This window comes from Parapedobacter pyrenivorans (genome assembly GCF_014636865.1).
Classification (GTDB): Bacteria; Bacteroidota; Bacteroidia; order Sphingobacteriales; family Sphingobacteriaceae; genus Parapedobacter; species Parapedobacter pyrenivorans.
Genome location: NZ_BMER01000001.1, coordinates 1,426,448 through 1,452,074 on the forward strand (window position 1 = coordinate 1,426,448; position 25,627 = coordinate 1,452,074).

Here is a 25,627-nt window from a genome sequence, read left to right on the forward strand (position 1 = left end):
CCGATGACACTACACGTAATCAAAAAAATATCCAACAAAATATTCAATCATAGCACCTGTTTGTTCGCCTGTATTTGGTGTATCCCTGTGGCGCAGGCTCAGGAACTCAAGCAATTCGTGCGTGCTTCGGAGGGCATGGAGGTTACCGGATTTGTGATGGCGACCGGCGAGGAGCTTCAAAGTACCGGATCCCATCCGCTCGTGGCATTCGATATCAATGACCGTACCATGTTGGCTGCCGATGCGAAGGGAATTATCGATATTTCCCTCGAAACGGTAACCGGATTTAACCCGGCTTATAAAGCTATTTTGCGGTTTACGAATCGGTCAGCCGATACGTTGGTTTTATCCAACGTGGTACCGTTGGGCCGTGCCGATAAGGCCGTGTACATCACCGGAAAGGGCAAGCATGGCTTATCGCGCTCGCACCTCTTCCTTCCGGGGAAGCAACCGGTGAATTGCATCCTCCCCGACAATGCCTGGGAATTGGGATACAGCGCGATGGCGCTGCCCAATGGGCTTTCCGTATGTGCACTGGTAAGGCGGGATCGGGCCAGCGCATACAAGGCAACCATCCGCCGCTTCGAGACCGTCATCGCACCCGGCGGCTCTATCGCATATAACCTGTTTGCGGATGTATACAGCGGTGATTGGCAACAAGGTTTGAAAAAGGTATTTCAGGAACGTTACCTGTATGACGTAGCGCAGTTTGACAATAGCCTGTTCGAGCGCGATGACCTTAAATGGATCCGGCATACCTACGTGATGCATCTCATCATGGCATGGGATAAGTTTTACCACGATAGTGAAACCGGGCAATCAGGTCTTCCAGGGTTTATCGAACGCGGTAAGAAATTGTATGGCGGTGATGACGTGATTGGACTATGGCCAACATGGCCTACCCTGGGCATCGACCAGCGCAATCAGTTTGACCTATTCCGTGATTTGCCGGGAGGCATGGCGCGCATACGTCAGGACGCCGATTATTGCCGGAGTCACGGCACCGCTTTCTTCCTCTGTTATAACCCTTGGGACGAAAGTACGCGCGGCGAAGGCCATATGGAAGGACTATACGATCTCATCATGCAGACTGGGGCGGATGGCGTCGTGCTGGATACCCAAGGGGGGTCCAGCACCGAGTTGCAGGAGGCGGCAGATCGCGCCAAACCGGGGGTGATCATGTATAGCGAGGGGTTTGCGGTGCCCAAGGATATGCAGGGCATTGTATCGGGACGCGTACACAATGCGCTGTATTACCCACCTATGCTAAATCTCAATAAGTTTATCAAACCGGAGTTTACGATATACCGGGTTGCGGAATTGGCTAAGGAACCCATCAAACGGGAGTTTGCCACCGCCTTTTTTAACGGTTACGGAACTGAGCTCAATATTTTTGCGCCTGGCCAACCCGATTGGGTCGATGAACAGTACCGCTACCTGGGCCGTACAACTCGGATATTGCGCGAAAATACGTACAACTTCCTAAGTCGTGACTATATACCGCTTATTCCGACATTGGTGGATAGCGTTTATGCCAATAAATGGTCGTTGCCCGACAAGATCCTTTATACGCTGTATAGCATCAAACCGGAAGGGTTTAACGCGCCGCTCCTTGAGGTAACACCTACGGAGGGTACCCATTTCGTCGATCTGTGGAATAACGAGGAAGTAGAACCCGTGATGCAGGATGGGCATCAATACCTCCCGGCAAAAATCCATGCCTTTGACCGCTTTGATTTGGGCACCAACAATGAAGGTGAAGTAGGTTGTATTGCGCAGTTGCCTATGCTGTTGACGGTTTCATTGGACAACAACACATTGCACATCCATGCCGATAAAGGGCAGCAAATCAATGTTTGGGCAGGTGCGCCGGATTATGAGAAAAAGCCGGTGGAGCTAACTTCCGGCAGCCATGAGCTGGATATATTCGAGCATTTCGGCCGGCATGAGGGTAAGCTGGTTGTCCAACTACTGGAAGACGGTATATTGCTTGACCAACGGGTAGCCGTTATCAAGGCGGGTACGCCGCGTCTAGCTAGTGAGGTTAGCCCTTCGGCAACGGTAGGCGATACGGAGGGTATGATCGAGATTCCGAAAGGTTCTTTTGTGTTTCACGCCACGAACGGTGATGAATTCATCGCCTACCCCAAGCACGATGAAGGAAAGACGTTCGAACTGACGGGTTTCTGGATGGACAAATATCCCGTAACGAATGCGGATTTCCTCCGGTTTATGGAAGCCAGTGGCTATCAGCCCACCGATACCGCCAATTTCCTAAAGCACTGGCAGGGTGGCCGGCCGCTTAAGGGCGAGGAGCGTTATCCGGTAGTTTATGTGAGCTATGAAGATGCACAGGCCTATGCCCGCTGGGCCGGTAAGCGGTTGCCCACCGAAGTAGAATGGCAGTATGCCGCGCAGACGCCGGATCTCCGCGAGTGGCCTTGGTCGAAAGATACGAAGCACATCAAACGGGAATTGGAACCCGTGACCAACAGCCTCACCGTATACAAAATCAAGGGTATTGATTCGAAATTAGCGAACTTGGGCGATGGCAAACCCTATCCGGTGGGAAAATACAAACGCGGCGCGAACCCCTATGGTTTGGAAGACCTCGTGGGATCGGTTTGGCAGCTGACCAACGATGTATATAAAAGCGGGTCTTACACTTATATCATGATGAAAGGTGGATCTTATTTCAATCCGACGTCCAGTTGGTGGTACGTACAAGGCGGTCCTCGGGAATTGCATTATCGGCAATACCTGCTTCGCGTTTCGCAAGGATTTGAACGCAATGCTACAGTAGGGTTTCGTTGCGTGAAAGATAAGAAATGACTGGGGATGTACGGGAAAAAGATTAAATTTACGCTTGGACAAAGGGAGCGGTAAATGAAACCGTACAATACGTATTGGTTGGCCTTGATGAGTGCGGTTTGGTTGGTCTTAAGCGGTACGCATGTTCGCGGGCAAGAGACACAGCAGCGGCAGGCCAACTATTATTTCAGGAGCCTGCAAGTCGAGGATGGGCTTTCGCAAAATTCCGTCTACGCTGTTTTTCAGGATCAACAGGGCTACATGTGGTTTGGTACCCAGGATGGGTTGAACCGGTATGATGGTCATACGTTCAAGATTTTCAAGAAGAATACCGGCGATCCACAGAGTCTTGGCAATAATACGGTTACAGCCATTACGCAAGACCATCAGGGTCAGCTATGGGTTGGTACAGGTGACGGGGCTTATATATATGATCCCCGCAACGAAAATTTTACCCGATATGATGCGCATAGCGAAGAGGGCGAGGCGGTGGCGGGGATGGTGCGCGACATCCAAGTAGATAAGCAGGGGAATGTGTGGATGGCGGTTTTCAATAAGGGCGTTTTCCGCGTGGCCAAGTCAAAAACGTTGACCTACTTCAACCTGGATCGCGAAGATAGCCCAACACCGGTATGGATAAGGCGGATTACATTTGATACGGAGGGGCGGCTTTGGATCGGTACTTACCATCGCGGCATGTATTGCCTGGACCCGACGACTGGCCGGATTGAGCAATTCTTTATCAATCCGGATGCAAAGAACGTTGTCGATAATGATGTCAACGATATTTTTCTGCTAAATGCGGAGACGCTGTTGGTCGGTACCACCAACAAGGGGGTACAGGCTTTCAATCTCCGTACACGTGCGTTTTCGCCGGTGCTTGAAACCAATGAACAAGGCAAATCGTTGTACGTACGCCGGATATACCGATCTACCGATGGTGAACTGTGGATCGGTACCGAGAGCGGTGCATACATCTATTACCCACAAACCCAGCGTTATGAAAATGTACGTCATGTCAATGGCGATAGCTATTCCCTAACGGACAATGCAGTCCATTCCGTCTACCAGGACCGTGAAGGGGGTATTTGGCTGGGTACGTTTTTCGGCGGAGTGAACTATTTTATCCGCCCGTACAGTCTTTTCGAGAAGTACTACCCGGTTACCGGCGAAAACTCCATCAAAGGAAAGAGCATCAGTGAGTTTTGCGAGGTGGATGAGCGCCAGATCTGGATTGGCACCGAAGATGCGGGGCTCCATGTATACGATCCGGTTGCTAGGCAGTTTGAAAATGGAATCCTACCCGCTACCAATATCCATGCCTTGATGCGTGATGGCAATACGTTGTGGGTAGGGTCATTCACCGAGGGGTTGTTTGTCGTAGATCTACGCACCAGGCTTTTCAGGCAGTACAAAAACACATCGGCTCCGCGATCATTGATCAATAATAACATTTATTCCATCTATAAAGATTATACCGGCACCATTTGGGTGGGTACAATGATGGGATTGTGCCAGTACGATCGCCAGGCGGATACCTTTATACCCATCCAGGACACACTCATCAGCGCTCAGGTGAATGATATGCTGGAAGACTACCAAGGTACACTGTGGTTTGCTACCATCGGCGAGGGCTTATATGCGTATGATCGGAGTGGCGATACCTGGCGGCATTATCCATTGCCCATACCGGGCGATGCCGCCAGCAATAAGATCACCTGCATACTGGAGGATAGCCAGCACCGGTTATGGCTCGGTACGGAAGGCGCGGGTATCTATCGCTATGATCGCGAAAGCGATGCATTCACCAGTTTCTATTCGGAAGACAACGGCTTACCAAACAACGTCATTTACCAATTGGTTGAAGATTTGTACGGTCATATCTGGGGAAGTACCAATAAAGGACTTTTCAAGCTGGATGCCAAACAGCAGACAATCGATGTATATACCCATGCCAATGGGCTATTGGGCGATCAGTTCAATTACAAATCTGGCTTCCGTAGCAAAGAAGGCAAACTCTATTTTGGAGGCATTAAAGGTTTCGTTGCCTTTACCCCTTACAATAGCTGGCAGAACGAAGTGCCCCCGCCCGTGGTGATCAACAGCATCCAGATTCAAAACAGGGAAACCGTTGGCGTAGCGGAATTATCGCTCCCGTATCGTTCCGCCGTATTCAGCTTAGGCTTTGCAGCGCTCAGCTATGTCTCACCTCAAGGTAATCAGTACGCCTACAAGCTGGAAGGGAAAGACAACGATTGGATTACTACCGACTATCCATCACGGGTTACGTATTCTAATTTACCTCCCGGTACCTACACGTTTCGGGTTAAGGCCTCCAACAGCGATGGTGTATGGAATGAGCAAGGCGCCGATATGCTAATTCATATCCTTCCGCCGTTTTACCGCACGACATGGGCGTACCTGGTCTATTTTCTTCTTTTTTCATTGGCCACCTATTGGGCAATACGCTATTTCAGGCAGCGCATACGCGCCCGAAACAAACGGGTACTCCAAGCCATTGAAAGCAAGAAGGAAAAGGAACTATATCATACCAAAATTGATTTCTTTACGAATGTAACCCACGAAATACGTACGCCATTGAGCCTGATCAAAGCGCCGTTGGAGGAAATGATGAAAAATACCGGTCCGGCGGATAGCCATTGGGAAAACCTTTCCATTATGCAGCGTAATACCAATCGGTTGCTAAAGTTAGTGAACGAATTGCTTGATTTCCGGAAGGCGGAAGCAAAGGGTGTGTCGGTACACTTTACCAATTTGGATGTGATTTTCGTGATTAAGGACACCCTGAGTCGGTTTATCCCATCGGCCAAGCTAAATGGTATTGCTATGGATGTCGCGTTACCCAATCATACGGTCCACGCGGATTTGGATGCAGAGATATTCACTAAAATTATCAGTAACCTGATTCATAATGCCTTGAAACACGCAAAGAATCGCATACGGGTTTCTTTGGAAGTATTCGAAGGCTATATCAAGTTGGCCATTGCCAATGATGGTAACCGGATTCCCAACGATATTGCCGATAAGATTTTCCTTCCTTTTTTCAAACTCGACGAGAAGTCGCAAGGCTCCGGATTGGGACTGGCATTTTCCAAATCATTGGCTGAACTTCACAATGGCAACCTGTATCTCGAACAGCAAGTGCATTTCGACACCGTATTTGTACTGGAGTTGCCCACCCATCAAACCGGGCACCTACGGCAGGAAGATCTGTTGAGTGAGCGGTCTGTAGAGGTCAATCCACTCACGCCGTTGGGAGACGTGGATGAATTGCTGCGCGGTGACGTTAAAAGGACGATTCTTTCGATAGAGGACAATGGAGAATTCCAGCAATTTATGGTGAGCCAACTTCAGCGGGACTACGACGTACTGGTTGCTCAGCATGGTAAGGACGCGATTGGGGTACTCCACGAAGCGCAAGTAGACATCATCATTTGCGATATCATGATGCCCGTGATGGACGGCATTGCGTTCTGCCATTACGTCAAGGAAAACTTAAAGTTTAGCCACATTCCGATTATTCTATTGACTGCGAAGACAGGCCTTCAATCCAAAATTGACGGACTCAAGGCTGGAGCAGACGAGTATGTCGATAAACCCTACTCCATTGATTTTTTACGTGCGCGCATCGAAAATTTGCTGGAGAGCCGTCGTAAACTTCGGGAGGCGTACCGCACCCTTCCGGAAACGGCCTACGAAAGCATTGCGCATTCCAAGGCTGACCAGCAATTTTTAGATAGTTTGGTTAATGTCATCCATGCCCGCTTGGATGAAGTAGACCTTGATGTAGACAAGCTAGCAGAATCGATGAACATGAGCCGGGCCACATTTTACCGCAAGGTAAGGCACATTTCTGAATTGACTCCTAATGACTTCATCCGGTTGGTGCGGCTGAAAAAAGCAGCAGGCCTCCTTCGTGAGAAGGAGTACCGCGTGGGCGAGATTGCCTATTTGGTTGGATTCAGCTCACCATCTTACTTTTCGAAATGTTTTCAAAAGCAGTTTGGGGTGCTGCCGAAGGATTTTGAACGGGTCAATGTGTAAACCTTGGAGCAGGCCACTTGATCAGATTTTGTGCAGCATCCTTTGGGAATTAACCGAAAATGTGTTAATTGGGATATGAAACCAGTCAATATGACCTGCAAAACACTAACCACGGGATTTGCACTGTTGTTCATTTCCTATTTCGGACTTGCTCAGCAGCGATTCCCGCTCTATCCACAGGGTATTCCCAATGCAAAAGAGGCCGAAAACCTCGAACGCAATGAGCCCAATGCGATGGTGGATAGCGTAGCTTTCGACGTATCCGAGCCCAGTATCGCGCTGTTCTTGGCACCGGCGGATCGAGCAACGGGTACCGCAGTTATTATTTGTCCGGGCGGCGGTTACCACGCATTGCTAACCAAACGTGAAGGTAGCGACGTAGCTAGGGCATTTACCAAATTGGGTATAACTGCCATTGTACTGCACTATAGATTGCCCAATGACCGTATTATGGTAAATCGGAGTATCGGCCCCCTGCAGGATTTGCAGCAGGCCATCAAAACCGTCCGTGAACGTGCGGGCGATTGGCGGATAGATTCCAATAGAATCGGCGTGATGGGATTTTCTGCAGGGGGACACTTAGCCGCTACCGCCGGAACGCACCATGCCGATGCATATATCGAAAATCCGGAAAGGACGAGCCTGCGTCCCGATTTTATGTTGCTGATCAATCCCGTTATCAGCTTCATGGATTCAGTGGGCCATACCGGATCGCGGGGTAACCTCTTGGGTGACCAGCCAGGTACGAAGCAGATGCTGTATTTCTCTAATGAATTGCATGTTGATTCGTTGACCCCGCCTGCGTTTCTTGTCCATTCCGGAGCCGACGAAGTGGTTTCCGTGGAGAACAGTCTTTATTTTTATCAGGCATTGCGACAGCACCGGGTGGAAACGGGCCTGCATATTTACGCCAAGGGGGAGCATGGCTTTCTTACAGCGCCATCATTTGATGAATGGTTTGGTCGATGTGTATATTGGCTGGAACAAATGGGATTGATGGACAACTGATCGTTCCCTAGCTGGAGGTGAGAATTCTCAGCTCCGCTTGCGGCAGTTTTCGGCATATTACGCTATATTTGCAGTTAAATACATACGGCTACGGTGTAAATAAAACGGAACGGCAATATGAAAAAAGCATATATTTTTCCCGGGCAGGGCGCCCAATTCGTGGGCATGGGTAAGGACCTGTACAACCACGGTGAAGAAACAAAATTCCTTTTTGAACAGGCTAACGAAATCCTGGGGTTCCGTATTACGGACGTCATGTTTGAAGGTGCAGACGAAGATCTGAAGCAGACGAAAGTCACCCAGCCGGCTATTTTCCTGCATTCTGTAATTTTGGCTAAAGCGCTGGGCAGTGCCTTTGTACCACACATGGTGGCAGGGCATTCGCTGGGCGAATTTTCGGCCCTGGTTGCTGCTGAGGCGTTGGAGTTTGAAGATGGATTGCGATTGGTAGCGGCCCGGGCCAATGCCATGCAGAAAGCCACGGAGATACAACCCTCAACGATGGCAGCCATTTTGGGGCTCGACGATTTCACAGTGGAAGATATCTGCCAACGCGTAAGCGACGTGGTCGTGCCAGCGAATTACAACTGCCCGGGGCAGCTGGTTATCTCAGGTACCATTGCAGGTATTGACAAAGCCTGCGAACTGCTGCTGGAAGCGGGTGCAAAACGCGCATTGAAGCTCAACGTAGGGGGAGCATTCCATTCGCCGTTGATGGAAGCGGCCAAAGTGGAATTACAGGACGCCATCGAAGCGGTGAAAATAAGCAAACCGATATGCCCGATATACCAAAATGTCGATGCGAAAGCGTATACCGACCCCGATGCGATAAAACATAACCTTATTGAGCAACTTACCGGACCAGTACGTTGGACGCAGACCATCCTACAAATGATCGAGGATGGCGCCACGGTGTTTACCGAAGTCGGTCCCGGCAACGTGTTGCAAGGATTGGTGAAAAAGATAAACCGCCAAGCGGAAACAGCCGCCGCCGTTTTATAATCCGAAAGCGGCTTTTACTTTTTCGACGTAATCCAGCTTTTCCCAGGTAAAGAGCTCGACTTCCACTTTGGTGGAATCTCCATTGCTGTTTTCAAAAGTTTTGGTCAATGTGCGTGGCTCGCGGCCCATATGTCCATACGCCGCTGTCTCCGCATAAATTGGATAGCGCAACTTGAGCCGTGTTTCGATGCCATACGGCGTCATATCAAACAGCTCATGGATTTTATCTGCAATTTGACCGTCAGATAACTTCACCTTTGACGTACCATAAGTATTGACATAGATGCCAATAGGATCCTTTACACCGATGGCGTATGATATCTGTACCAAGAGCTCATCCGCGACACCTGCCGCTACCAGGTTTTTGGCAATATGACGGGTAGCGTAGGCCGCCGAACGATCTACTTTGGAGGGATCCTTACCCGAAAATGCACCCCCACCGTGGCCACCCTTGCCGCCGTAGGTATCCACGATGATTTTTCTGCCGGTCAATCCCGTATCGCCATGCGGTCCGCCGATTACAAACTTGCCGGTCGGATTGATGTGGTATTTGATACCATCTGTGAAAAGCTGTTGCAATTCGGGCTTCAGTTGTGCCTTTACACGTGGAATGAGGATATTGATAATATCCGATTTAATTTGACTGAGCATCACCTCTTCCGGACCGAAGTCATCATGCTGGGTAGATATGACAATCGCATCGATGCGGATAGGCTTATGGTCATCGCTATATTCCAACGTGACCTGCGCTTTGGAATCCGGCCGAAGGTACGTAATGTCCTTATTTTCGCGTCTTAGGGCAGCAAGCTCATACAATAGCCGATGCGCGAGATCAAGTGCCAACGGCATCAGGTTTTCGGTTTCGTTACTGGCATAGCCAAACATGATACCCTGGTCGCCCGCACCCTGCTCCTGCTTTTCCTTGCGGTCTACCCCCTGGTTGATGTCGGGAGATTGCTCATGTAAGGCAGAAAGGATGCCACATGAATTGGCTTCAAACATGTATTCGGATTTGGTATACCCGATACGTTCGATGACCGAACGTGTAATCTTAGGTACATCCAAGTATATTTTGGACTTAACTTCCCCTGCCAACACGACCTGGCCGGTGGTGACCAATGTTTCGATTGCAACCCGGGAATCGGAATCCCAAGCCAGAAAATTGTCAATTAGCGCGTCGGAAATCTGATCAGCGATCTTGTCTGGATGTCCTTCGGATACGGATTCCGAGGTGAATAAATAAGGCATAGTATGCGATTATCTTGATACAACTTGTTTTTATGGTTGAAATGGTGGAAAGGAGCTTAGCACTTTTTTACCGTGGTTGCAATCCTGTGAGGCCGTTAACGTAACGGTCACACGCAAATCAATCCACATTTCACGCTGCAAAGCTACGATACTTTTGTTGTTTTCAAAATGATAATGAGCTATTATCAACTTTTTTGTTCTGTCTATGTTAAGTTTCTATAAAATCATAATGACACTTATGCATTGTATCGGTAATGCTGATACATTTGTGATAAATTGATACATGAGATAGGAATGAAGAAGCGGATTTTATTTGTTGTCAATCCGATATCTGGGGGTAAAAAAAAGAAAGGTTTTGAGAAGCGGGCGATCGCGGATCTGGATTTGGCCTTATATGATGCCCGGTTTATGCTTACCGAATGCCCGGGCCATGCGAACGAATTGGCTATTCAGGCAGTGGCAGAGCGGGTAGACGTAGTGGTGGCCGTGGGTGGAGACGGTACAATCAATGAAATTGCGTCGGCTTTGAATGGTACGGACACTGCATTGGGAATCATTCCAGAGGGATCTGGAAATGGTTTGGCGCTGTATTTGGGCATTCCGTTGAACGAACGGGCAGCCATCCGTAGGTTGAATAGGCTTGAACACCTATCCATCGATAGCGGGATGATCAACGGTGTTTCGTTTTTTAATATGGCGGGCATCGGCTTTGATGCGTCAGTAAGTGATCGGTTTGCCAACGACAATATAAGAGGGCCGATCGGTTACCTGAAAGCGGTACTCAGCGAAATCAGTACGTATAAGCCAAAACGGTATATCCTGGATATCGACGGGAAAATTGTTGAACGGGAGGCCTTTATGATCAGTGTCGCCAATTCACCGCAATACGGCAATAATGCCTATGTCGCTCCGCAAGCATCGGTGACCGACGGTCTGTTGGACGTTTGCATTATCCATAAATTTCCCTTATACACCATTCCAATGATGTTGTTCCACCTGTTTAACAAGACGGCCGACCAATCGGAATACGTAGAAATTATACCGGGCAAACGCATTCGCATCGAGCGGGAGACGGCCGATGCCGTGCATGTGGATGGCGAACCCAAGGATATGGGAGCAGTGTTGGAGATTGCTGTAAATCCGAATACATTACGGATTGTTTGCTGAAGTGATTAAAAAAAACAATTTATTTGTAAAACTATCGTTTACTAAGACATGAAGTTGAAAAAAGCATGAAGAAGAAGCAACGCTATGAAGGTATTGTGTATTCAACGGATGAGACCTTTGCCTATCAGGGTTCGGAGGACGATGACGTAGAGACACTACCCAATCACCAGCAAAACCTGCGCGTGATGTTGGATCGGAAAATGCGGGGTGGAAAAACAGTGACGCTGGTGACAGGTTTTACAGGCACATCGGCAGACCTCGAGACATTGGGCAAGCGGCTCAAGCAACGATGTGGTGTGGGCGGAAGTGCAAAAGCGGGCGAAATCATCATTCAGGGCGATTTCAAACAACGAATATTGCAGCTTTTACTGGATGACGGTTACCGGGCTAAGCCAGCGGGTGGATAATCGTTTACGTAACCATAGTAACAATTAAAATACGTTAAACGATTGTTGCTTCTGTTTAAGGGATTGGCACATAGTTCGTTGGTATTGAATTGAACAGCCATTCAAATGAGGTATAAATGTTCAAATGCCGTTTATGTGTTGCTAAAACCGATTTATTTGAACGTTTAATTTGCAATTACAAAAAAAAATAGTTTTCATTGTAAAAAAATTGCTTTTGGATTACAGAAGCGAGGTTTGTTTAGGGTGTGCCGATGCTGCTGCTGCGCGCCCCTTGGATAGGGAGTGGTTTACTAAACAATTATTGACAAACGTTTTGTTATTGGTTTAAAACACTATATTTGCTTTAGCCGCGATGGCGGCTAACCATGGATTAAATTGCACAAATTATTAAAAAATCATATTAACAACATTAAAATCTAAAATTCACAAAAATGGCAAACGCACCAAAAACAAGTACAGCAAACACAGAGAAAGGCAATTCAAGTTCGAATGTTTTTGCAAGTCTGGCGATTATTATCTGTTTCGTAATCGGAACATTGGTTTGGAAGTATATCATGGGCGATCCAAACAACTTTATCGATAACAATCCCGAAAACCAACCGAAGCCGGGCAATTATTTCGGGATGGTGTACCACGCGGGCTATGTGGTGCCGGTGTTATTAGGCCTGTTCCTTATGGTGTGGGTATTTGCGATTGAGCGTTTTATCGTTATCGGAAGAGCATCAGGTAAAGGGAATGTCGGTAACTTTGTAAGAAAGGTACAATCGTTGATCGGCAACGGTAACATTGATTCGGCTATTTCGGAATGCGATAAGCAAAAAGGTTCTGTTGCAAATGTTATCAAAGCCGGTTTGTTGAAGTACAAAGACGTATCTGCCAATCCGAATCTGGATACTGAACAGGCTACTGTGGCTATCCAAAAGGAAATCGAAGAAGCTACGGCGCTAGAAATGCCGATGCTGGAAAAGAACCTCACTATTATTGCAACGTTGGTATCTATCGGTACATTGACCGGACTGTTGGGTACGGTAACCGGGATGATCAGGGCGTTTGCGGCTTTGGCAACGGGTGGCTCTACAGACTCGGCGCAATTGGCAAACGGTATTTCTGAAGCATTGGTAAATACGGCTACAGGTATTGCTACGTCAGCAATCGCCATTGTATTCTATAATATCTTTACTTCTAAGATCGACACGCTCACCTATTCGATAGATGAAGCAGGCTTTTCTATCGTGCAAACGTACGCGGCTAGCCACAAATAGCATATTTTCATTCGGCTTTATGGAAAACCGGATGAAAATGCATCATAGTTAGTAGTAATAGAAAAAAATTGCAATTATGCCAAGGGTAAAAGTAAAGCGAGCCAGTACGACAATAGACATGACCGCCATGTGCGATGTGTCTTTTCTGCTGCTCACATTTTTTATATTGACGGCCACGGCGGTTCAACCCGAGCCGATGAAGGTAGATACGCCGGCATCCGTGACGCAAGTGAAGGTGCCTGACGAAAACCTGGGGTTGATTACCGTGGGCGATGGAGGCAAGGTTTTCTTCAGTGTAAAAGGGCGCGACGTCAGGGGACGTATGCTTGAGCTGATGTCTGAGAAGTATGCCATTCCCTTTACAGCCGAGGAGAAAAATAAGTTCACGATCATGGAGACATTCGGCGTCCCGATGGGTAACCTGAAGGAAGTCATTAATATGGATGCGAATGATCGGGTGCGCCCGGGATTGCAGCCAGGCATTCCGGCCGATACCACGAAGGAACTCTCCAATCAGTTGTTTCACTGGATCTATTCTGCCCGGGTGGCGACCAAGGAACTCAAGAATGAGGAAATGAGGCTTTCCATAAAGGGCGACGCGGAGGAGAAGTATCCCGCTATTAAGCAGGTAATCGATATTCTGCAGAGCCAGAAGGTGAATAAATTCAGCTTGATTACGAGCCTCCGGAACGAGGATTTTTAGTGGCTGGGATTTTGTTAACAGTTTAAGATTTTAATGCAATGGCAGAATTAAATCAAGATAGTGGCGGTGGCAAAAAGGGCGGCAAGGTAAGAAGTAAGAAGGCGGGCGGACGGGTCGACCTCACAGCGATGGTGGATCTGGCATTCCTGCTCATCACCTTCTTCATGCTTACGACTTCCCTGAATAAGCCCAATGCTATGGACGTGGCGATGCCGGATAAAAACGAAGAGGATCCAGAGGATCGGCTGGAGATTGCCGATAACCGTTCCATGACCCTCCTTCTAGGCTCTGACAATAAAATCGAATGGTACATGGGCACCTATAGTGAACCTATCGAAGGACCGGAAATTGTAGGTTACGGAAAAGATGGTATCCGTCCGATATTGTTGAAAAAACTGAAGGAGGTTCCGCAGATTACTGGCGATTCGGAAAAAGGACTCATTGTGGTGATTCGGCCTAGTGAGAAGTCTACACACCGCAATCTCGTCGATATCTTGGACGAGATGAATATTGTGGAAGCCAAGCAATATACGATCGGAACAATCAGTGAGCCGGAGATTGAGGTATTGGAGCGTGATGGCATATACAATGATTAATGCTCACCACATAAAACAGTAAGTTATGTTTGGTACTAAATTAGATATTTTTAAGAAGGAATGGCTCGATGTGGTGTTCGAGGGGCGGAATAAGGAGTACGGAGCGTATGAACTTCGGAAACTTTCGCCCAGGGCTACGAACGTCGGGGTGCTAGTGGCATCGGTAGCATTTGTGCTGCTGCTGATGGCACCTGCTATTGCGAGGTGGATCGGCGTTGATATGAATGCAGGCGATGAGGTTGAGAAGGTTATCGAAACCGAGGTGGTGCTTTCTGAACCACCGCCGGTAAACGAGGAAGAACCACCTCCCCCGCCGCCGGTGGAGCCACCCCCCCCGCGCGTAGACCAAGTGCGGATGCCGGAGATGAAAGTGGTTCCGGCTGAGCAAGTGCAAGACGAAGAACCGCCTACGGTGGAGCAGTTAAAGCTCGCCGATCCCGGATCAAAAACGATTGAAGGGGATCCCAATGCAGAAATCCGTATTGACCTGCCGGTTGGTGAAGGTGAGATTGATGCAGAGGTAACGGAAACAAACAGTGACCAGATTTTTCAATCGGTCGAAATTGATCCGAATCCGCCTGGAGGAATGGCTGAGTTTATGAAATGGGTCGGCGCAAATTATGACTACCCACAAGGTGCTATCGAAGCCGGTGTGAATGGACAGGTACAGGTCTCTTTTGTGGTGGAACGGGATGGCAGCCTAACCGACATCAAAGTGGTGCGGGATTTGAAATACGGTACGGGTGAAGCAGCGGTCAAACTGTTGCAGAAGGCAAAAAAATGGAGTCCTGGTATACAGAACGGGCGACCTGTGCGCGTAGCATATACCTTGCCTATCCGCCTTAATCTGCAACAATAGAAATATTGGCATCACATTACCATAGGGATAACAATGGTAGACAGAAATCGCCCGCCAAGCGATTTCTGTCTGTTTTGGGCCTATTCATGTTTGGCCTTTACTTGGTGTTGGGTTTGGTCGTGATCTTTTGGAAAGACTTCCCGCTCGAATTGGATCGTACATACCGCGTGTTGTTTGGGGTTTTATTGGTGGTGTATTCGTTCTTTCGCTTTGTGCGGCTTTGGCAGAACCGGTAGATGTTGATGGGTGATTTTATAAAAAAAACGGATATTTTTTCATGACAATGAAAAAATTAGTATTATTACCGCTCATTTTTGGTCTTTTGGCTTTCTTGTGGTCCTGTAATAATCGACAACCTAAGGAAAACCAAACCATCGTAAGCGGTCAATTGCAGGTGCTGGTCGATGAGACATTGTCGCCGATCATGGAGGAACAAGTGGCTGTTTTTGAACACTTGTACAAACGAACGGATGTGGCTTTATCAGTAGGGCAGGAAAACCAGATTGTCAGCAAATTAGTGAATACTGACGTTGAAGTGGTTGTGCTGACCAGGCAATTGAATGAAGATGAAATGAAGTTCTTTGAAGCCCGTCAATTCCGGCCCCGGGTGCATAAATTCGCAACGGATGCCATCGCGTTGATTGTGAACAAGAATAGTCCGGACTCGGTGGTGCATGTGGATGATATCATCCGGGTGATGCGGGGAAAGCAACCGGCTGGCCATGTGAACAGATTGGTGTTTGATAACCCCAACTCCAGTACGGTCCGCTTTTTAAAGGAATTGGCAGGAGTGGATTCATTGCCCGATAAAGGTGTTTATGCGATGAAGTCGAATGCAGATGTGCTGAAATATGTGTATGAAACACCCCAAACTATGGGTGTTTTGGGAATTAGCTGGATCGTTAGGCCCGATAGCACGCTCCAAATGTACGCGGACGGCGTAAAAGTGTTGGGTGTGCGTAATCAAGCCGGAAAGCCAGGGTCCGATGGCTTTTACAAGCCCTCGCAATCCAATTTGGCTGAGGGACACTATCCCCTGTCGCGCTCGGTTTATATCGTTAATGCCGAACCGCGTAAAAGTTTGGGCATGGGGTTTGCAGCATTTTTGACAGGGGTGACGGGGCAACGGATTATTTTGAAATCGGGATTGATGCCCGATAGCCTGCCACCAAGAGAATTGATTATCAGGAGTAAATAGATTAAATACTAAATAGAATGAACATGATGAAAAAAGCAATGATATGGGGTATATCCCTTGCTTTTGTGGTTACTGGAGTACATGCCCAAAGCTTAGACGACGCGAAAAAGGCGATTGATGCTGAACAGTTCGCCAAAGCTAAGGGAATGCTGGAAACGCTTGTGAAGAACAAGCCGAAAGATGGTGAGAATTACTTTTATTTGGGGCTCGTATATGTAAATAATGAGCACTTAGATTCTGCACTGACCCTTTTTGATCAAGGACTGGCTGCCGATCCGAAAAACAACTTGAACAAAGTGGGGCAGGGTATTGTCGCTTTGTACCAAGATAATGCAAGTGGGGCGACTGCTAAGTTTGCGGAAGCTACACAAAAGTTGAAGCGGAAAGATTATTTGGAGCTCTATCACATCGGCCGTGCTTACATCGACGCTCCCGAACCTGATTACAAGAAGGCCGTGGAGTACTTGGATCAAGCGAAAGCCAAGAATAGTGAGGATCCGATGGTTCCGTTGGCATTGGGCGATGCGTACTTTGGACTGAAAAATGCAAGTCCGGCCTATGTGAATTACCGCGATGCATCGTCGTTGGATAATACGCTTACACGGGCTCGGGTACAATTGCAGGTTATCACCCGGCTTTCCCATGCATGGCAGGAAGCAATTGATGGATTGAAGAAGATTGCTGGGGAGGTACCGGATTATGCACCGACTTATCGTGAACTGGCCGAAACCTATCACGCTTGGGCGAATACGGCGACCACAATAGAAGACTATAATGCGCGGAATAAGGAAGCGGTAACGTACTACAAGCAATACATGGATAAAACCGACTATACGGTTGACTCCCGGATCCGCTACGCCGACTTTTTGGTGTATGTGAAGGACTATGCGGAACTGCAGGTTCAGGCGGCCGAATTGGCGCAACTGGAAGATGTGAATCCAAAGGTGTTGCGTTATTTGGGTTATTCAGCTTATGAAAATAAGCAGTTTCAGGAAAGCAAGGACGCGTTGGATAAATTGTTTACCCGGATGGATGCCGAGCGCATCATCCCGCGTGACTACCTGCATTTGGGTTTAGCAGACATTCGATTGGCAAGCCAAAGTGAGCCCGTGGAAGAAGCGTTGTTTAATGAAGGTATTGCACAACTTAAAAAGGCCGTCGCTGCCGATTCGTCGATCGCTGACGATCTGAACGATGTGGGCAAGGAGCTTTTTGCCGACAAGAAATTTTTGAGCGCATCCAAGGTATTCGAGATCGCCGCATCTACACCGACATCGAGAAATTTCATTTACGATAATTTCTATCTGGGTTATTCCGCGTATTATGCGGTTGCGACCAAGCCGGTGGCCCAACGTGGCGAAGCCGAAACTGCGCTATTGCACAAAGCGGATACCGCTTTCGGCGTTGTGATCGAGAAAGCACCGACTACACAAGACGCTTACCTGTTTCGTGGCAATGTAAATAATCTGTTGGAAGACTCCGAGAATCCGAAAGGGACGGCAGAGCCCTATTTCCTTAAATATATTGAGATGGTGAAGGAAAAGGGCGATGCTGAAGTGCAGAAAAATAAAGCCAGACTGGTTGACGCGTACAGCACCATTGCGGTGGTCAGTGTTAAGCGGGGCGAGTACCAGAAGGGCAGGGATTTGATTGGCGAGATCCTGAAACTTGATCCTGAAAATACCTGGGCTAAAAGTACGCTGCAGTATTTGGAGCAAGAAACAGCTACTTCAGCGGATACCACAACAGTGCAGTAGTAATCGTTTTAAATCTGTAAGAATGTTTTAAAGCGCTAATTTTCGAATTAGCGCTTTATTTTTTAGCTTTGTCGAACCTTAAAGCTGATAATATGGAATCGGAAATATTAAGTACCCCTCATGATTATTTGCCCATACTGATTCAATTGATTGTGGCGGCTGGATTTGGCGTGGGGACCATCATCATTACGCATCTCATCGGGCCTAAAGTGAGGACTGAAAACAAATTGGGGGCATTTGAATCGGGGATAGAGGTTATTGGAAATGCCCGTCAGCCGTTTTCCATTAAGTATTTTATAGTCGCGATATTATTCGTTATTTTTGATATTGAAGTTATTTTTATGTACCCATGGGCCGTCAACTTCCGGGAATTCGGACTTTCGGGGCTGATTGAGATGTTCGTGTTTATGGGAATGCTATTGTTGGGCTTTATTTATATCCTAAAAAAGAAAGCGTTGGAATGGGATTAACAGCATGTTAGAACGTTTCTAAATAATATAATTAGCCCCATAAGCACCCAATATGTTGTAATTTTGTAACTCATCTGTACAGTAATATAGATGGGTTTTTTTTTGAGGTAAGACCGGAGTAAGCATGAGCGATATTAAGTTAGCGGCGGCGCCACCAGGTGTGGAAGGGTCGGGCTTTTTTGCAACAACATTGGACAAGGCGATCGGGTTGGCAAGAGCTAATTCATTGTGGCCGCTACCATTTGCGACATCCTGTTGTGGCATCGAATTCATGGCGACGATGGGGGCTACGTATGATTTGGCTAGATTTGGTGCCGAGCGGCCGAGCTTTTCGCCAAGGCAGGCAGATATGTTGTTGGTAATGGGCACCATTGCTAAGAAAATGGCCCCTGTACTTAAGCAAGTATATATTCAGATGGCAGAGCCACGTTGGGTAATTGCGGTAGGTGCTTGTGCGTCAAGCGGTGGCATTTTTGATACCTATTCCGTTTTGCAGGGTATCGATGAAGTCATTCCCGTGGATGTATATGTACCCGGGTGCCCCCCGCGCCCCGAAGCGATCTTGGACGGTGTGATGCGGTTGCAGGAAATTGTGAAGAATGAGTCATTGAGTAGGCGGAACTCACCGGAATACAAAGCTTTACTCGAACAGTACGGAATAGATACCCATGGCTAAACTCAATAACAACACGGTATTGCAACGCCTTCAGGAGCGGTTTGCCGAGACTATCCGAAACGTGTCTGAGCCATTTGGTTTGCTCACGATTGAGACCGATACTACGCGGATTCTGGATGTTCTAGAGTTTCTAAAAACGGATAGCGAATTGCAGTTTGGTTATTTGACGGATATTACCGCTGTACACTATCCGGATTTGGAAAGGGCGTTTGCTGTGGTCTATCATGTCCATAGTTTGGTCAATAATGTGCGTATCCGGATCAAGGTTTTTTTGGAGGGGAATTATCCGGCTATTCCTACAGCTACGGTATTATGGAATGGCGCTGACTGGATGGAGCGCGAAACCTATGATTTTTTTGGGATACAGTTTGTAGGGCATCCCGATCTGCGCAGGATATTAAACGTGGACGATATGGATGTATTTCCCATGAGGAAAGAATACCCGCTGGAGGACCCCAACAAAGTAGATAAGAAAGATTATTTCTTCGGCAGATAAGACATGATGAACGATTCGGTTTCCAAAATATCGGGCAATAAACCTGTTTACAGTGATAATGACCCACAGGATGAATTATTCACACTCAATCTGGGGCCTACCCATCCGGCCACACATGGGGTGTTCCAAAACGTGCTGCAGGTAGATGGCGAGCGCATCGTAAGTGGTGTGTCCACCATCGGTTATATCCATCGGGCGTTTGAGAAAATAGCCGAACATCGCCCCTATTATCAGATCACACCACTAACTGATCGCCTCAATTACTGTTCGTCGCCCATCAATAATATGGGATGGCACATGACGGTTGAAAAGTTGCTGGATATCGAATTGCCGAAGCGGGTTCAGTACATGCGGGTGATTATCATGGAACTGGCGCGTATCACGGACCACATCATTTGCAACGGAATATTAGGGGTAGATACGGGTGCTTTCTCCGGCTTCCTGTATGTTTTGCAGGAGCGGGAATTTATCTATGAGATCTATGAAGAGATTTGTGGTGCGCGGCTTACCACCAATATCGGTCGTATAGGCGGATTTGAGCGGGATTTCAATGAAACCGCCTTTGCCAAGATCAGGGAGTTCCTGAAGCGCTTCCCGCCTGTATTGAAAGAGTTTGAGGAACTCTTCAATCGCAACCGGATATTTGTCGACCGTACGGCCGATGTTGCTGCCGTGGATGCCGAGACTGCATTGGGCTATAGTTGGAGCGGCCCGATACTCCGGGCTACCGGTGTGGACTATGACGTGCGGGTAAACGAACCGTATTCTTCATACGAGGAGTTTGAGTTTGATATCCCTGTCGGTACCAAGGGCGATGTGTACGACCGTTTTATGGTGCGCAATAACGAGATGTGGGAAAGCCTAAAAATCATTGAGCAAGCGCTGGATAAAATCGAAAAGGAACCAAAAGGAATCTTCCACGCAGACGTGCCGGATTTTTACTTGCCGCCCAAGGAGCAGGTGTATAACAATATGGAGGCACTGATCTACCATTTCAAGATCGTGATGGGCGAGATCGATACCCCTAAAACAGAAGTTTATCATAGTGTGGAAGGGGCCAATGGTGAATTGGGCTTCTACTTGATCAGTGATGGCGGCAGGTCACCTTACCGGTTACATTTCCGCAGGCCCTCGTTTATCAACTATCAGATGTATGCGCCAATGAGCAGTGGGATGCTTCTTTCGGACGCTATTATCAACATGAGTAGCTTAAATGTTATAGCAGGAGAACTGGATGCTTAGTGTGAAACAAAACGAACCGCTGGAGTTCACGGAAGAAATGCTTGGTAAGTTTGCCGAGATCGTCACGCGCTATCCCGAGGGAAGGCAGAAATCGGCTTTGCTGCCGATCTTGCATGAAGTGCAGGCCAACTATGGCTGGCTGAGCGTGCCTGCCATGGATCGTGTGGCAGCTTACCTGCAATTGGAAGCGATAGAGGTGTATGAAGTGGCTACGTTTTACACCATGTATTTCCTGCAGCCGCAAGGCAAATATGCCTTGGAAGTATGCCGTACCGGACCCTGTTGCCTGGTGGGGGCTGAGCGTATCATGAAGCATATCGAAGAGCGGTTGGGCGTGAAGGAGGGGGAAGTAACCTCAGACGGATTGTTTAGCTGGCGTGGTGTGGAATGCCTGGCAGCATGTGGTTATGGGCCTGTGCTGCAAATCGGACCGGAGTATACCTTCTATGAAAACCTTACCGAAGCGGGTGTGGACAAACTAATTGATGAATTAAAAGAGAAAGCATCGGCTAACGGCCAATCGCCGATAGCCAATGGCTGATAGTTAGCAATTATGGCTCGTAAGTTACTATTAACGCATATCGATGTTCCGGGCATCCATACGTTCGAGGTGTATCGCCAAAAAGGTGGATACCGGGCGGTTGAGAAGGCATTGAAAACACTCACGCCCGAAGAGGTGGTGGAAGAGGTGAAGAAATCGGGCTTGCGTGGGCGGGGCGGGGCGGGTTTCCCTACCGGAATGAAGTGGAGCTTTCTCGCCAAGCCGGAAGGTGTGCCTCGCTATTTGGTGTGTAATGCCGATGAATCGGAGCCGGGTACGTTCAAGGATCGTTACTTGATGACCCACATCCCGCATGCGTTGATAGAAGGGATGATTGTATCGAGCTACGCACTCGGTGCCAATACGTCGTACATCTACGTGCGTGGAGAGATGATGCCCCAAATACGCATCCTCGAAAGAGCCATTGCCGAAGCAAAAAATGCGGGATTGCTGGGGAAGAATATCTTGGGAACGGGGTATGACCTGGAAGTATACGTGCAGCCGGGCGGTGGCGCATATATCTGTGGGGAGGAAACGGCATTACTGGAGTCATTGGAAGGCAAGCGAGGCAATCCCCGTATAAAACCGCCGTTTCCCGCAGTGTCGGGGCTTTATAATTGCCCAACTGTAGTGAACAACGTGGAATCCATTGCCGCTACGGTACCCATTATCAATGATGGCGGTGAGGAGTATGCGAAAATCGGTATTGAACGCAGTACCGGTACGAAGCTGATTTCCGCTGGTGGCAACCTGAATAAGCCAGGCGTGTATGAAATCGAGTTGGGATTGCCAGTTGAGGAATTCATTTATTCCGATGCGTATTGCGGCGGCATTGCCAATGGCAAGCGGTTGAAAGCTGTAGTGGCGGGTGGATCTTCAGTACCTATTTTACCGGCCAACCTGATTTTGAAGACACTCAAGGGGGAGCCACGTTTGATGACTTACGAATCGTTAGCTGATGGTGGATTCCAAAGTGGTACGATGTTGGGTTCAGGCGGGTTCATTGCCTATGATGAAGATCAATGTATTGTACGCAATACCTGGAATTTTACACGGTTTTACCACCATGAGAGTTGCGGGCAATGCTCACCCTGCAGAGAAGGCACAGGATGGATGGAGAAGGTGCTGCATAAGATCGAACATGGGCATGGCTCATTCAGTGATATCGACTTGTTGGTAGACGTGGCCAAGAAAATTGAAGGGAATACGATATGTCCGCTCGGCGACGCTGCGGCTTGGCCTGTAGCCAGTGCAATCCGTCATTTTAGGGATGAGTTTGAGTGGCATGTGACGAATGGTCAGGAAGCACAGGCACGCAATTATGGCTTGGCCCATTATGCGGACCCGTTGGAACCGGTGATATAAATTACGAAATTAGATACATAAGCTACCGATGCTAGGCGGAATGCCGAAAACCGATAGTTGATAGTTAGAATACCATGGCTGAAGACGTTAGATTCAAGGTTAGCATAGACGGAATTCCGGTGGATGTAGCTCCGGGAACTACGATATTGAATGCTGCCCGTCTGATTGGCGGAGACGTTGTGCCGCCGGCAATGTGCTACTATTCCAAACTGGAGGGCAGTGGCGGAAAATGCCGTACCTGCTTAGTGAAAGTCAGCAAGGGATCGGAAAAAGACCCGCGACCGATGCCGAAATTGGTGGCCTCATGCCGTACTACGGTGATGGACGGGATGGAGGTACAGAGTATCACGTCGGCGGAAGTGCTGGAAGCGAGGAAGGGAGTGGTGGAGATGCTGTTGATCAACCATCCGTTGGACTGCCCGATCTGTGACCAGGCCGGGGAATGCCATTTGCAGGATTTAAGCTATGAGCACGGCTTGGCGGATACCCGTTATGAATTTGAGCGTAGAACTTTTGATAAAATTGATATCGGCGATAAGATTCAGTTGCACATGACACGCTGCATACTCTGCTACCGCTGTGTGTTTGTAGCCGACCAGCTGACCCCGCAGCGGGTGCATGGCATATTGGGCCGCGGTGATGCCGCCGAAATATCTACCTATATCGCAAAGGCCGTTGATAATGAGTTTTCGGGTAACATGATTGACGTATGCCCGGTCGGGGCATTGACCGACAAGACATTTCGTTTCAAAAACCGGGTGTGGTTTACCAAACCAGTAGAAGCACATCGCGATTGCCCTACATGTAGTGGCAAAGTGACCCTTTGGTATAAAGGCGAGGACGTATTGCGCGTAACTGCGAGAAAGGACACCTATGGGGAGGCAGAAGCGTTTATTTGCAATACCTGCAGGTTTGAGAATAAAGCTACTTCTGATTGGATCATAGAGGGCCCACGTGTCGTTAAACGTACGTCGGTTATTTCGTCGAATCATTATGAGCAGTTGAATCCGCCACCTGTGGTAAAAAAGAATTTAACGCTGCAGGCAGCGAATAAGGAGCAGTTTGAACGCATAGAGCGGCTACTGCCGTAAGGTTGACGGGAGATCAATTGATTTGAAAATTTGAAGCCGGTGCGCCTCATTGCTCACCGCCTAATTCAATACAAGATATGGAATTGGCATTTGTCATCGAGAAAGTGTTATTAGTGAGCCTGATATTCGTGATTACGTTGGTGATCGCGATGTATTCGACCTTAGCCGAGCGCAAGGTAGCCGGTTTTATGCAGGATCGCTTTGGGCCGGACCGTGCCGGACCGTTCGGGATTTTACAACCATTGTGTGATGGAGGCAAGTTTTTCTTCAAAGAGGAAATTATACCCGCAGGCGCGCATAAGACGTTGTTTATCCTGGGGCCCACCATTGCCATCATTACCGCATGCATTGGAAGCGCGGTCATCCCATGGGGGCAAGAGCTGACGATCGGCGAGCGGGTCATCGAGTTGCAGGTAACGGACGTTAATGTAGGGGTACTTTATATGTTTGGCGTAGTAGCCTTAAGTGTATATGGCATCATGTTGGGCGGCTGGGCATCCAATAATAAGTTTTCATTGATGGGCGCGGTACGTGCCGCATCACAGAGTATCAGTTATGAACTGGCGATGGGGCTTTCACTAATTGCGCTATTGATGGTTACCCAATCGCTTTCACTGAAGGAAATTGTCGTACAGCAAGAGGGCTTTGTTAATTGGAACATTTGGGTGCAACCTTTAGGTTTCCTCATATTTTTGATCTGTTCTTTTGCCGAATGTAGCCGTGTGCCTTTCGATTTGCCGGAATGCGAAACGGAGTTGATCGGCGGCTACAATGTGGAATACTCATCAATGAAGCTAGGGCTCTACATGTTCGCTGAATACATCCACATGTTTGTTTCTTCCGCATTGATGGCGACACTCTACTTCGGGGGATATAACTTTCCCTTCATGAATGATTTAGGGCTGTCTCAGAATTGGATTACCATCATCGGTGTATTGGTGTTTTTTGCAAAAATATTTGCATTCATCTTTTTCTTTATGTGGATACGGTGGACCCTTCCGCGATTCCGTTATGACCAATTGATGAACTTGGGGTGGAAGGTTCTCATTCCATTGGCAATTGCCAATATTGTATTGACCGGGGTAATCACCGTCATAAAAGATACTTTTTTTTAACGAAATTTGGTTGAGGGAAACGACATGCAGTCTTTGAGTAATAGAAAAAAAGTTTTGGAGCAGAAGCCCATGAATTTTTGGGAGCGTATCTATCTTCCCGCCATTTTCAAGGGACTCTCCATTACCATCAAGCATTTTTTTAAACCGATTCCCACAGTTCGTTATCCGGAGGTGGAGCGGCCTTATTCGAAGAATTTCCGCGGCCAGCATTCGCTCAAGCGCGATGAAGAAGGTCGCGAACGGTGCACCGCGTGCGGATTGTGTGCCCTTTCATGCCCCGCGGAAGCCATTACAATGATTTCTGCAGAGCGGCAGAAAGGGGAAGAACACTTGTACCGGGAAGAGAAATATGCGGCGGTGTACGAAATCAATATGTTGCGTTGCATATTCTGTGGCCTATGCGAAGAAGCCTGCCCGAAGGAAGCCATTTACTTGGATGGGCCGCATGTGACCGCCGATTACCTGCGCAAGGATTTTATTTATGGTAAAGACAAATTGGTGGAACCCCGATTTGATTATAAAGATGAACATGAACCCACAGCTTAATC

General features: G+C 48.1%; 23 protein-coding genes. 22 read left to right on the top strand and 1 reads right to left on the bottom strand.

What is annotated here, in order from left to right; translation table 11 throughout:
• The first annotated feature begins 3 nt into the window (after window positions 1-3).
• The 4 genes from IEV98_RS05685 (at window position 4) to fabD (ending at window position 8,886) form a co-directional block, all read left to right on the top strand.
• A complete protein-coding gene (locus IEV98_RS05685; RefSeq protein ID WP_188504914.1) occupies window positions 4-2,832 on the top strand; it encodes a formylglycine-generating enzyme family protein in 2,829 nt (942 codons plus the stop codon).
• Window positions 2,833-2,886: 54 nt separating this feature from the next.
• Window positions 2,887-6,876: a hybrid sensor histidine kinase/response regulator transcription factor gene (locus tag IEV98_RS05690; protein WP_188504915.1), complete on the top strand. Its 3,990-nt coding sequence runs from the start codon at window positions 2,887-2,889 to the stop codon at window positions 6,874-6,876.
• Between the two features lie 75 nt (window positions 6,877-6,951).
• Window positions 6,952-7,884: an alpha/beta hydrolase gene (locus IEV98_RS05695; protein ID WP_229738595.1), complete on the top strand. Its 933-nt coding sequence runs from the start codon at window positions 6,952-6,954 to the stop codon at window positions 7,882-7,884.
• A 117-nt stretch (window positions 7,885-8,001) separates the two neighbouring features.
• Window positions 8,002-8,886 carry an ACP S-malonyltransferase gene (gene fabD, locus IEV98_RS05700; protein WP_188504916.1) on the top strand — a complete coding sequence of 295 codons (885 nt, stop codon included), beginning with the start codon at window positions 8,002-8,004 and terminating at the stop codon, window positions 8,884-8,886.
• On the opposite strand, the gene metK is transcribed toward fabD, so the two are convergent.
• The gene (gene metK / locus IEV98_RS05705; protein WP_188504917.1) at window positions 8,881-10,134 is read right to left on the bottom strand and encodes a methionine adenosyltransferase; all 1,254 of its coding nucleotides are present in this window, start codon (window positions 10,132-10,134) and stop codon (window positions 8,881-8,883) included. The two genes, fabD and metK, sit on opposite strands and share 6 nt — an antisense overlap.
• Window positions 10,135-10,428: 294 nt before the next feature.
• Here metK and IEV98_RS05710 point away from each other — a divergent pair, with 294 nt between their 5' ends.
• The 18 genes from IEV98_RS05710 (at window position 10,429) to IEV98_RS05795 (ending at window position 25,625) form a co-directional block, all read left to right on the top strand.
• Entirely contained in the window at window positions 10,429-11,301 is an 873-nt protein-coding gene (locus tag IEV98_RS05710) for a diacylglycerol/lipid kinase family protein (RefSeq protein ID WP_307726851.1), read from the top strand.
• Window positions 11,302-11,366: 65 nt separating this feature from the next.
• The gene (locus IEV98_RS05715; protein WP_188504918.1) at window positions 11,367-11,708 is read left to right on the top strand and encodes a translation initiation factor; all 342 of its coding nucleotides are present in this window, start codon (window positions 11,367-11,369) and stop codon (window positions 11,706-11,708) included.
• Between the two features lie 431 nt (window positions 11,709-12,139).
• Window positions 12,140-12,970, top strand: coding sequence for a MotA/TolQ/ExbB proton channel family protein (locus tag IEV98_RS05720; RefSeq protein ID WP_188504919.1), 831 nt, complete (start codon window positions 12,140-12,142; stop codon window positions 12,968-12,970).
• A gap of 76 nt (window positions 12,971-13,046) precedes the next feature.
• Window positions 13,047-13,673, top strand: a complete 627-nt coding sequence (locus tag IEV98_RS05725; RefSeq protein WP_188504920.1) for an ExbD/TolR family protein — start codon at window positions 13,047-13,049, stop codon at window positions 13,671-13,673.
• A gap of 38 nt (window positions 13,674-13,711) precedes the next feature.
• Window positions 13,712-14,269: an ExbD/TolR family protein gene (locus IEV98_RS05730; protein WP_188504921.1), complete on the top strand. Its 558-nt coding sequence runs from the start codon at window positions 13,712-13,714 to the stop codon at window positions 14,267-14,269.
• 25 nt (window positions 14,270-14,294) lie between these two features.
• Window positions 14,295-15,128 (top strand): energy transducer TonB, encoded by an 834-nt coding sequence (locus IEV98_RS05735; protein ID WP_188504922.1) that lies wholly within the window; start codon window positions 14,295-14,297, stop codon window positions 15,126-15,128.
• Window positions 15,129-15,133: 5 nt separating this feature from the next.
• On the top strand, window positions 15,134-15,364 hold the full coding sequence (locus tag IEV98_RS05740) for a hypothetical protein (protein WP_188504923.1): 231 nt from the start codon (window positions 15,134-15,136) through the stop codon (window positions 15,362-15,364).
• A 47-nt stretch (window positions 15,365-15,411) separates the two neighbouring features.
• Window positions 15,412-16,326 carry a PstS family phosphate ABC transporter substrate-binding protein gene (locus IEV98_RS05745; RefSeq protein WP_188504924.1) on the top strand — a complete coding sequence of 305 codons (915 nt, stop codon included), beginning with the start codon at window positions 15,412-15,414 and terminating at the stop codon, window positions 16,324-16,326.
• A gap of 23 nt (window positions 16,327-16,349) precedes the next feature.
• Entirely contained in the window at window positions 16,350-18,083 is a 1,734-nt protein-coding gene (locus IEV98_RS05750) for a tetratricopeptide repeat protein (RefSeq protein WP_188504925.1), read from the top strand.
• Window positions 18,084-18,175: 92 nt separating this feature from the next.
• Window positions 18,176-18,553, top strand: coding sequence for an NADH-quinone oxidoreductase subunit A (locus tag IEV98_RS05755; RefSeq protein WP_188504926.1), 378 nt, complete (start codon window positions 18,176-18,178; stop codon window positions 18,551-18,553).
• A 124-nt stretch (window positions 18,554-18,677) separates the two neighbouring features.
• Complete coding sequence (locus IEV98_RS05760) at window positions 18,678-19,229, top strand: NADH-quinone oxidoreductase subunit B (RefSeq protein WP_188504927.1); 552 nt, start codon at window positions 18,678-18,680, stop codon at window positions 19,227-19,229.
• Window positions 19,222-19,725, top strand: coding sequence for an NADH-quinone oxidoreductase subunit C (locus IEV98_RS05765; protein WP_188504928.1), 504 nt, complete (start codon window positions 19,222-19,224; stop codon window positions 19,723-19,725). The genes IEV98_RS05760 and IEV98_RS05765 overlap by 8 nt, the downstream gene beginning before the upstream one ends.
• A gap of 6 nt (window positions 19,726-19,731) precedes the next feature.
• Window positions 19,732-20,967, top strand: a complete 1,236-nt coding sequence (locus IEV98_RS05770) for an NADH-quinone oxidoreductase subunit D (RefSeq protein WP_188506138.1) — start codon at window positions 19,732-19,734, stop codon at window positions 20,965-20,967.
• A complete protein-coding gene (locus IEV98_RS05775; protein WP_188504929.1) occupies window positions 20,960-21,508 on the top strand; it encodes an NADH-quinone oxidoreductase subunit NuoE family protein in 549 nt (182 codons plus the stop codon). Before IEV98_RS05770 ends, IEV98_RS05775 begins: the two co-directional genes overlap by 8 nt.
• Window positions 21,509-21,520: 12 nt before the next feature.
• Window positions 21,521-22,873: an NADH-quinone oxidoreductase subunit NuoF gene (gene nuoF / locus IEV98_RS05780; RefSeq protein WP_188504930.1), complete on the top strand. Its 1,353-nt coding sequence runs from the start codon at window positions 21,521-21,523 to the stop codon at window positions 22,871-22,873.
• A 74-nt stretch (window positions 22,874-22,947) separates the two neighbouring features.
• The gene (locus IEV98_RS05785; RefSeq protein ID WP_188504931.1) at window positions 22,948-23,964 is read left to right on the top strand and encodes an NADH-quinone oxidoreductase subunit G; all 1,017 of its coding nucleotides are present in this window, start codon (window positions 22,948-22,950) and stop codon (window positions 23,962-23,964) included.
• Between the two features lie 77 nt (window positions 23,965-24,041).
• Window positions 24,042-25,079, top strand: coding sequence for an NADH-quinone oxidoreductase subunit NuoH (gene nuoH / locus IEV98_RS05790; RefSeq protein ID WP_188504932.1), 1,038 nt, complete (start codon window positions 24,042-24,044; stop codon window positions 25,077-25,079).
• Window positions 25,080-25,103: 24 nt separating this feature from the next.
• Window positions 25,104-25,625, top strand: coding sequence for a NuoI/complex I 23 kDa subunit family protein (locus tag IEV98_RS05795; protein WP_188504933.1), 522 nt, complete (start codon window positions 25,104-25,106; stop codon window positions 25,623-25,625).
• Window positions 25,626-25,627 lie beyond the last annotated feature (2 nt).

What these genes read in the sequence shown, in the direction of transcription:
- IEV98_RS05690 (WP_188504915.1), top strand. Translation starts at nt 2,887, where the DNA reads ATGAAACCGTACAATACGTATTGGTTGGCCTTGATGAGTGCGGTTTGG.
- IEV98_RS05760 (WP_188504927.1), top strand. Translation starts at nt 18,678, where the DNA reads ATGAGCGATATTAAGTTAGCGGCGGCGCCACCAGGTGTGGAAGGGTCG.
- IEV98_RS05750 (WP_188504925.1), top strand. Translation starts at nt 16,350, where the DNA reads ATGATGAAAAAAGCAATGATATGGGGTATATCCCTTGCTTTTGTGGTT.
- IEV98_RS05785 (WP_188504931.1), top strand. Translation starts at nt 22,948, where the DNA reads ATGGCTGAAGACGTTAGATTCAAGGTTAGCATAGACGGAATTCCGGTG.
- nuoF (WP_188504930.1), top strand. Translation starts at nt 21,521, where the DNA reads ATGGCTCGTAAGTTACTATTAACGCATATCGATGTTCCGGGCATCCAT.
- metK (WP_188504917.1), bottom strand. Translation starts at nt 10,134, where the DNA reads ATGCCTTATTTATTCACCTCGGAATCCGTATCCGAAGGACATCCAGAC.
- IEV98_RS05735 (WP_188504922.1), top strand. Translation starts at nt 14,295, where the DNA reads ATGTTTGGTACTAAATTAGATATTTTTAAGAAGGAATGGCTCGATGTG.
- IEV98_RS05775 (WP_188504929.1), top strand. Translation starts at nt 20,960, where the DNA reads ATGCTTAGTGTGAAACAAAACGAACCGCTGGAGTTCACGGAAGAAATG.
- IEV98_RS05755 (WP_188504926.1), top strand. Translation starts at nt 18,176, where the DNA reads ATGGAATCGGAAATATTAAGTACCCCTCATGATTATTTGCCCATACTG.
- fabD (WP_188504916.1), top strand. Translation starts at nt 8,002, where the DNA reads ATGAAAAAAGCATATATTTTTCCCGGGCAGGGCGCCCAATTCGTGGGC.
- IEV98_RS05795 (WP_188504933.1), top strand. Translation starts at nt 25,104, where the DNA reads ATGCAGTCTTTGAGTAATAGAAAAAAAGTTTTGGAGCAGAAGCCCATG.
- IEV98_RS05715 (WP_188504918.1), top strand. Translation starts at nt 11,367, where the DNA reads ATGAAGAAGAAGCAACGCTATGAAGGTATTGTGTATTCAACGGATGAG.
- IEV98_RS05695 (WP_229738595.1), top strand. Translation starts at nt 6,952, where the DNA reads ATGAAACCAGTCAATATGACCTGCAAAACACTAACCACGGGATTTGCA.
- IEV98_RS05765 (WP_188504928.1), top strand. Translation starts at nt 19,222, where the DNA reads ATGGCTAAACTCAATAACAACACGGTATTGCAACGCCTTCAGGAGCGG.
- IEV98_RS05730 (WP_188504921.1), top strand. Translation starts at nt 13,712, where the DNA reads ATGGCAGAATTAAATCAAGATAGTGGCGGTGGCAAAAAGGGCGGCAAG.
- IEV98_RS05710 (WP_307726851.1), top strand. Translation starts at nt 10,429, where the DNA reads ATGAAGAAGCGGATTTTATTTGTTGTCAATCCGATATCTGGGGGTAAA.
- IEV98_RS05745 (WP_188504924.1), top strand. Translation starts at nt 15,412, where the DNA reads ATGAAAAAATTAGTATTATTACCGCTCATTTTTGGTCTTTTGGCTTTC.
- nuoH (WP_188504932.1), top strand. Translation starts at nt 24,042, where the DNA reads ATGGAATTGGCATTTGTCATCGAGAAAGTGTTATTAGTGAGCCTGATA.
- IEV98_RS05770 (WP_188506138.1), top strand. Translation starts at nt 19,732, where the DNA reads ATGAACGATTCGGTTTCCAAAATATCGGGCAATAAACCTGTTTACAGT.
- IEV98_RS05725 (WP_188504920.1), top strand. Translation starts at nt 13,047, where the DNA reads ATGCCAAGGGTAAAAGTAAAGCGAGCCAGTACGACAATAGACATGACC.
- IEV98_RS05720 (WP_188504919.1), top strand. Translation starts at nt 12,140, where the DNA reads ATGGCAAACGCACCAAAAACAAGTACAGCAAACACAGAGAAAGGCAAT.
- IEV98_RS05685 (WP_188504914.1), top strand. Translation starts at nt 4, where the DNA reads ATGACACTACACGTAATCAAAAAAATATCCAACAAAATATTCAATCAT.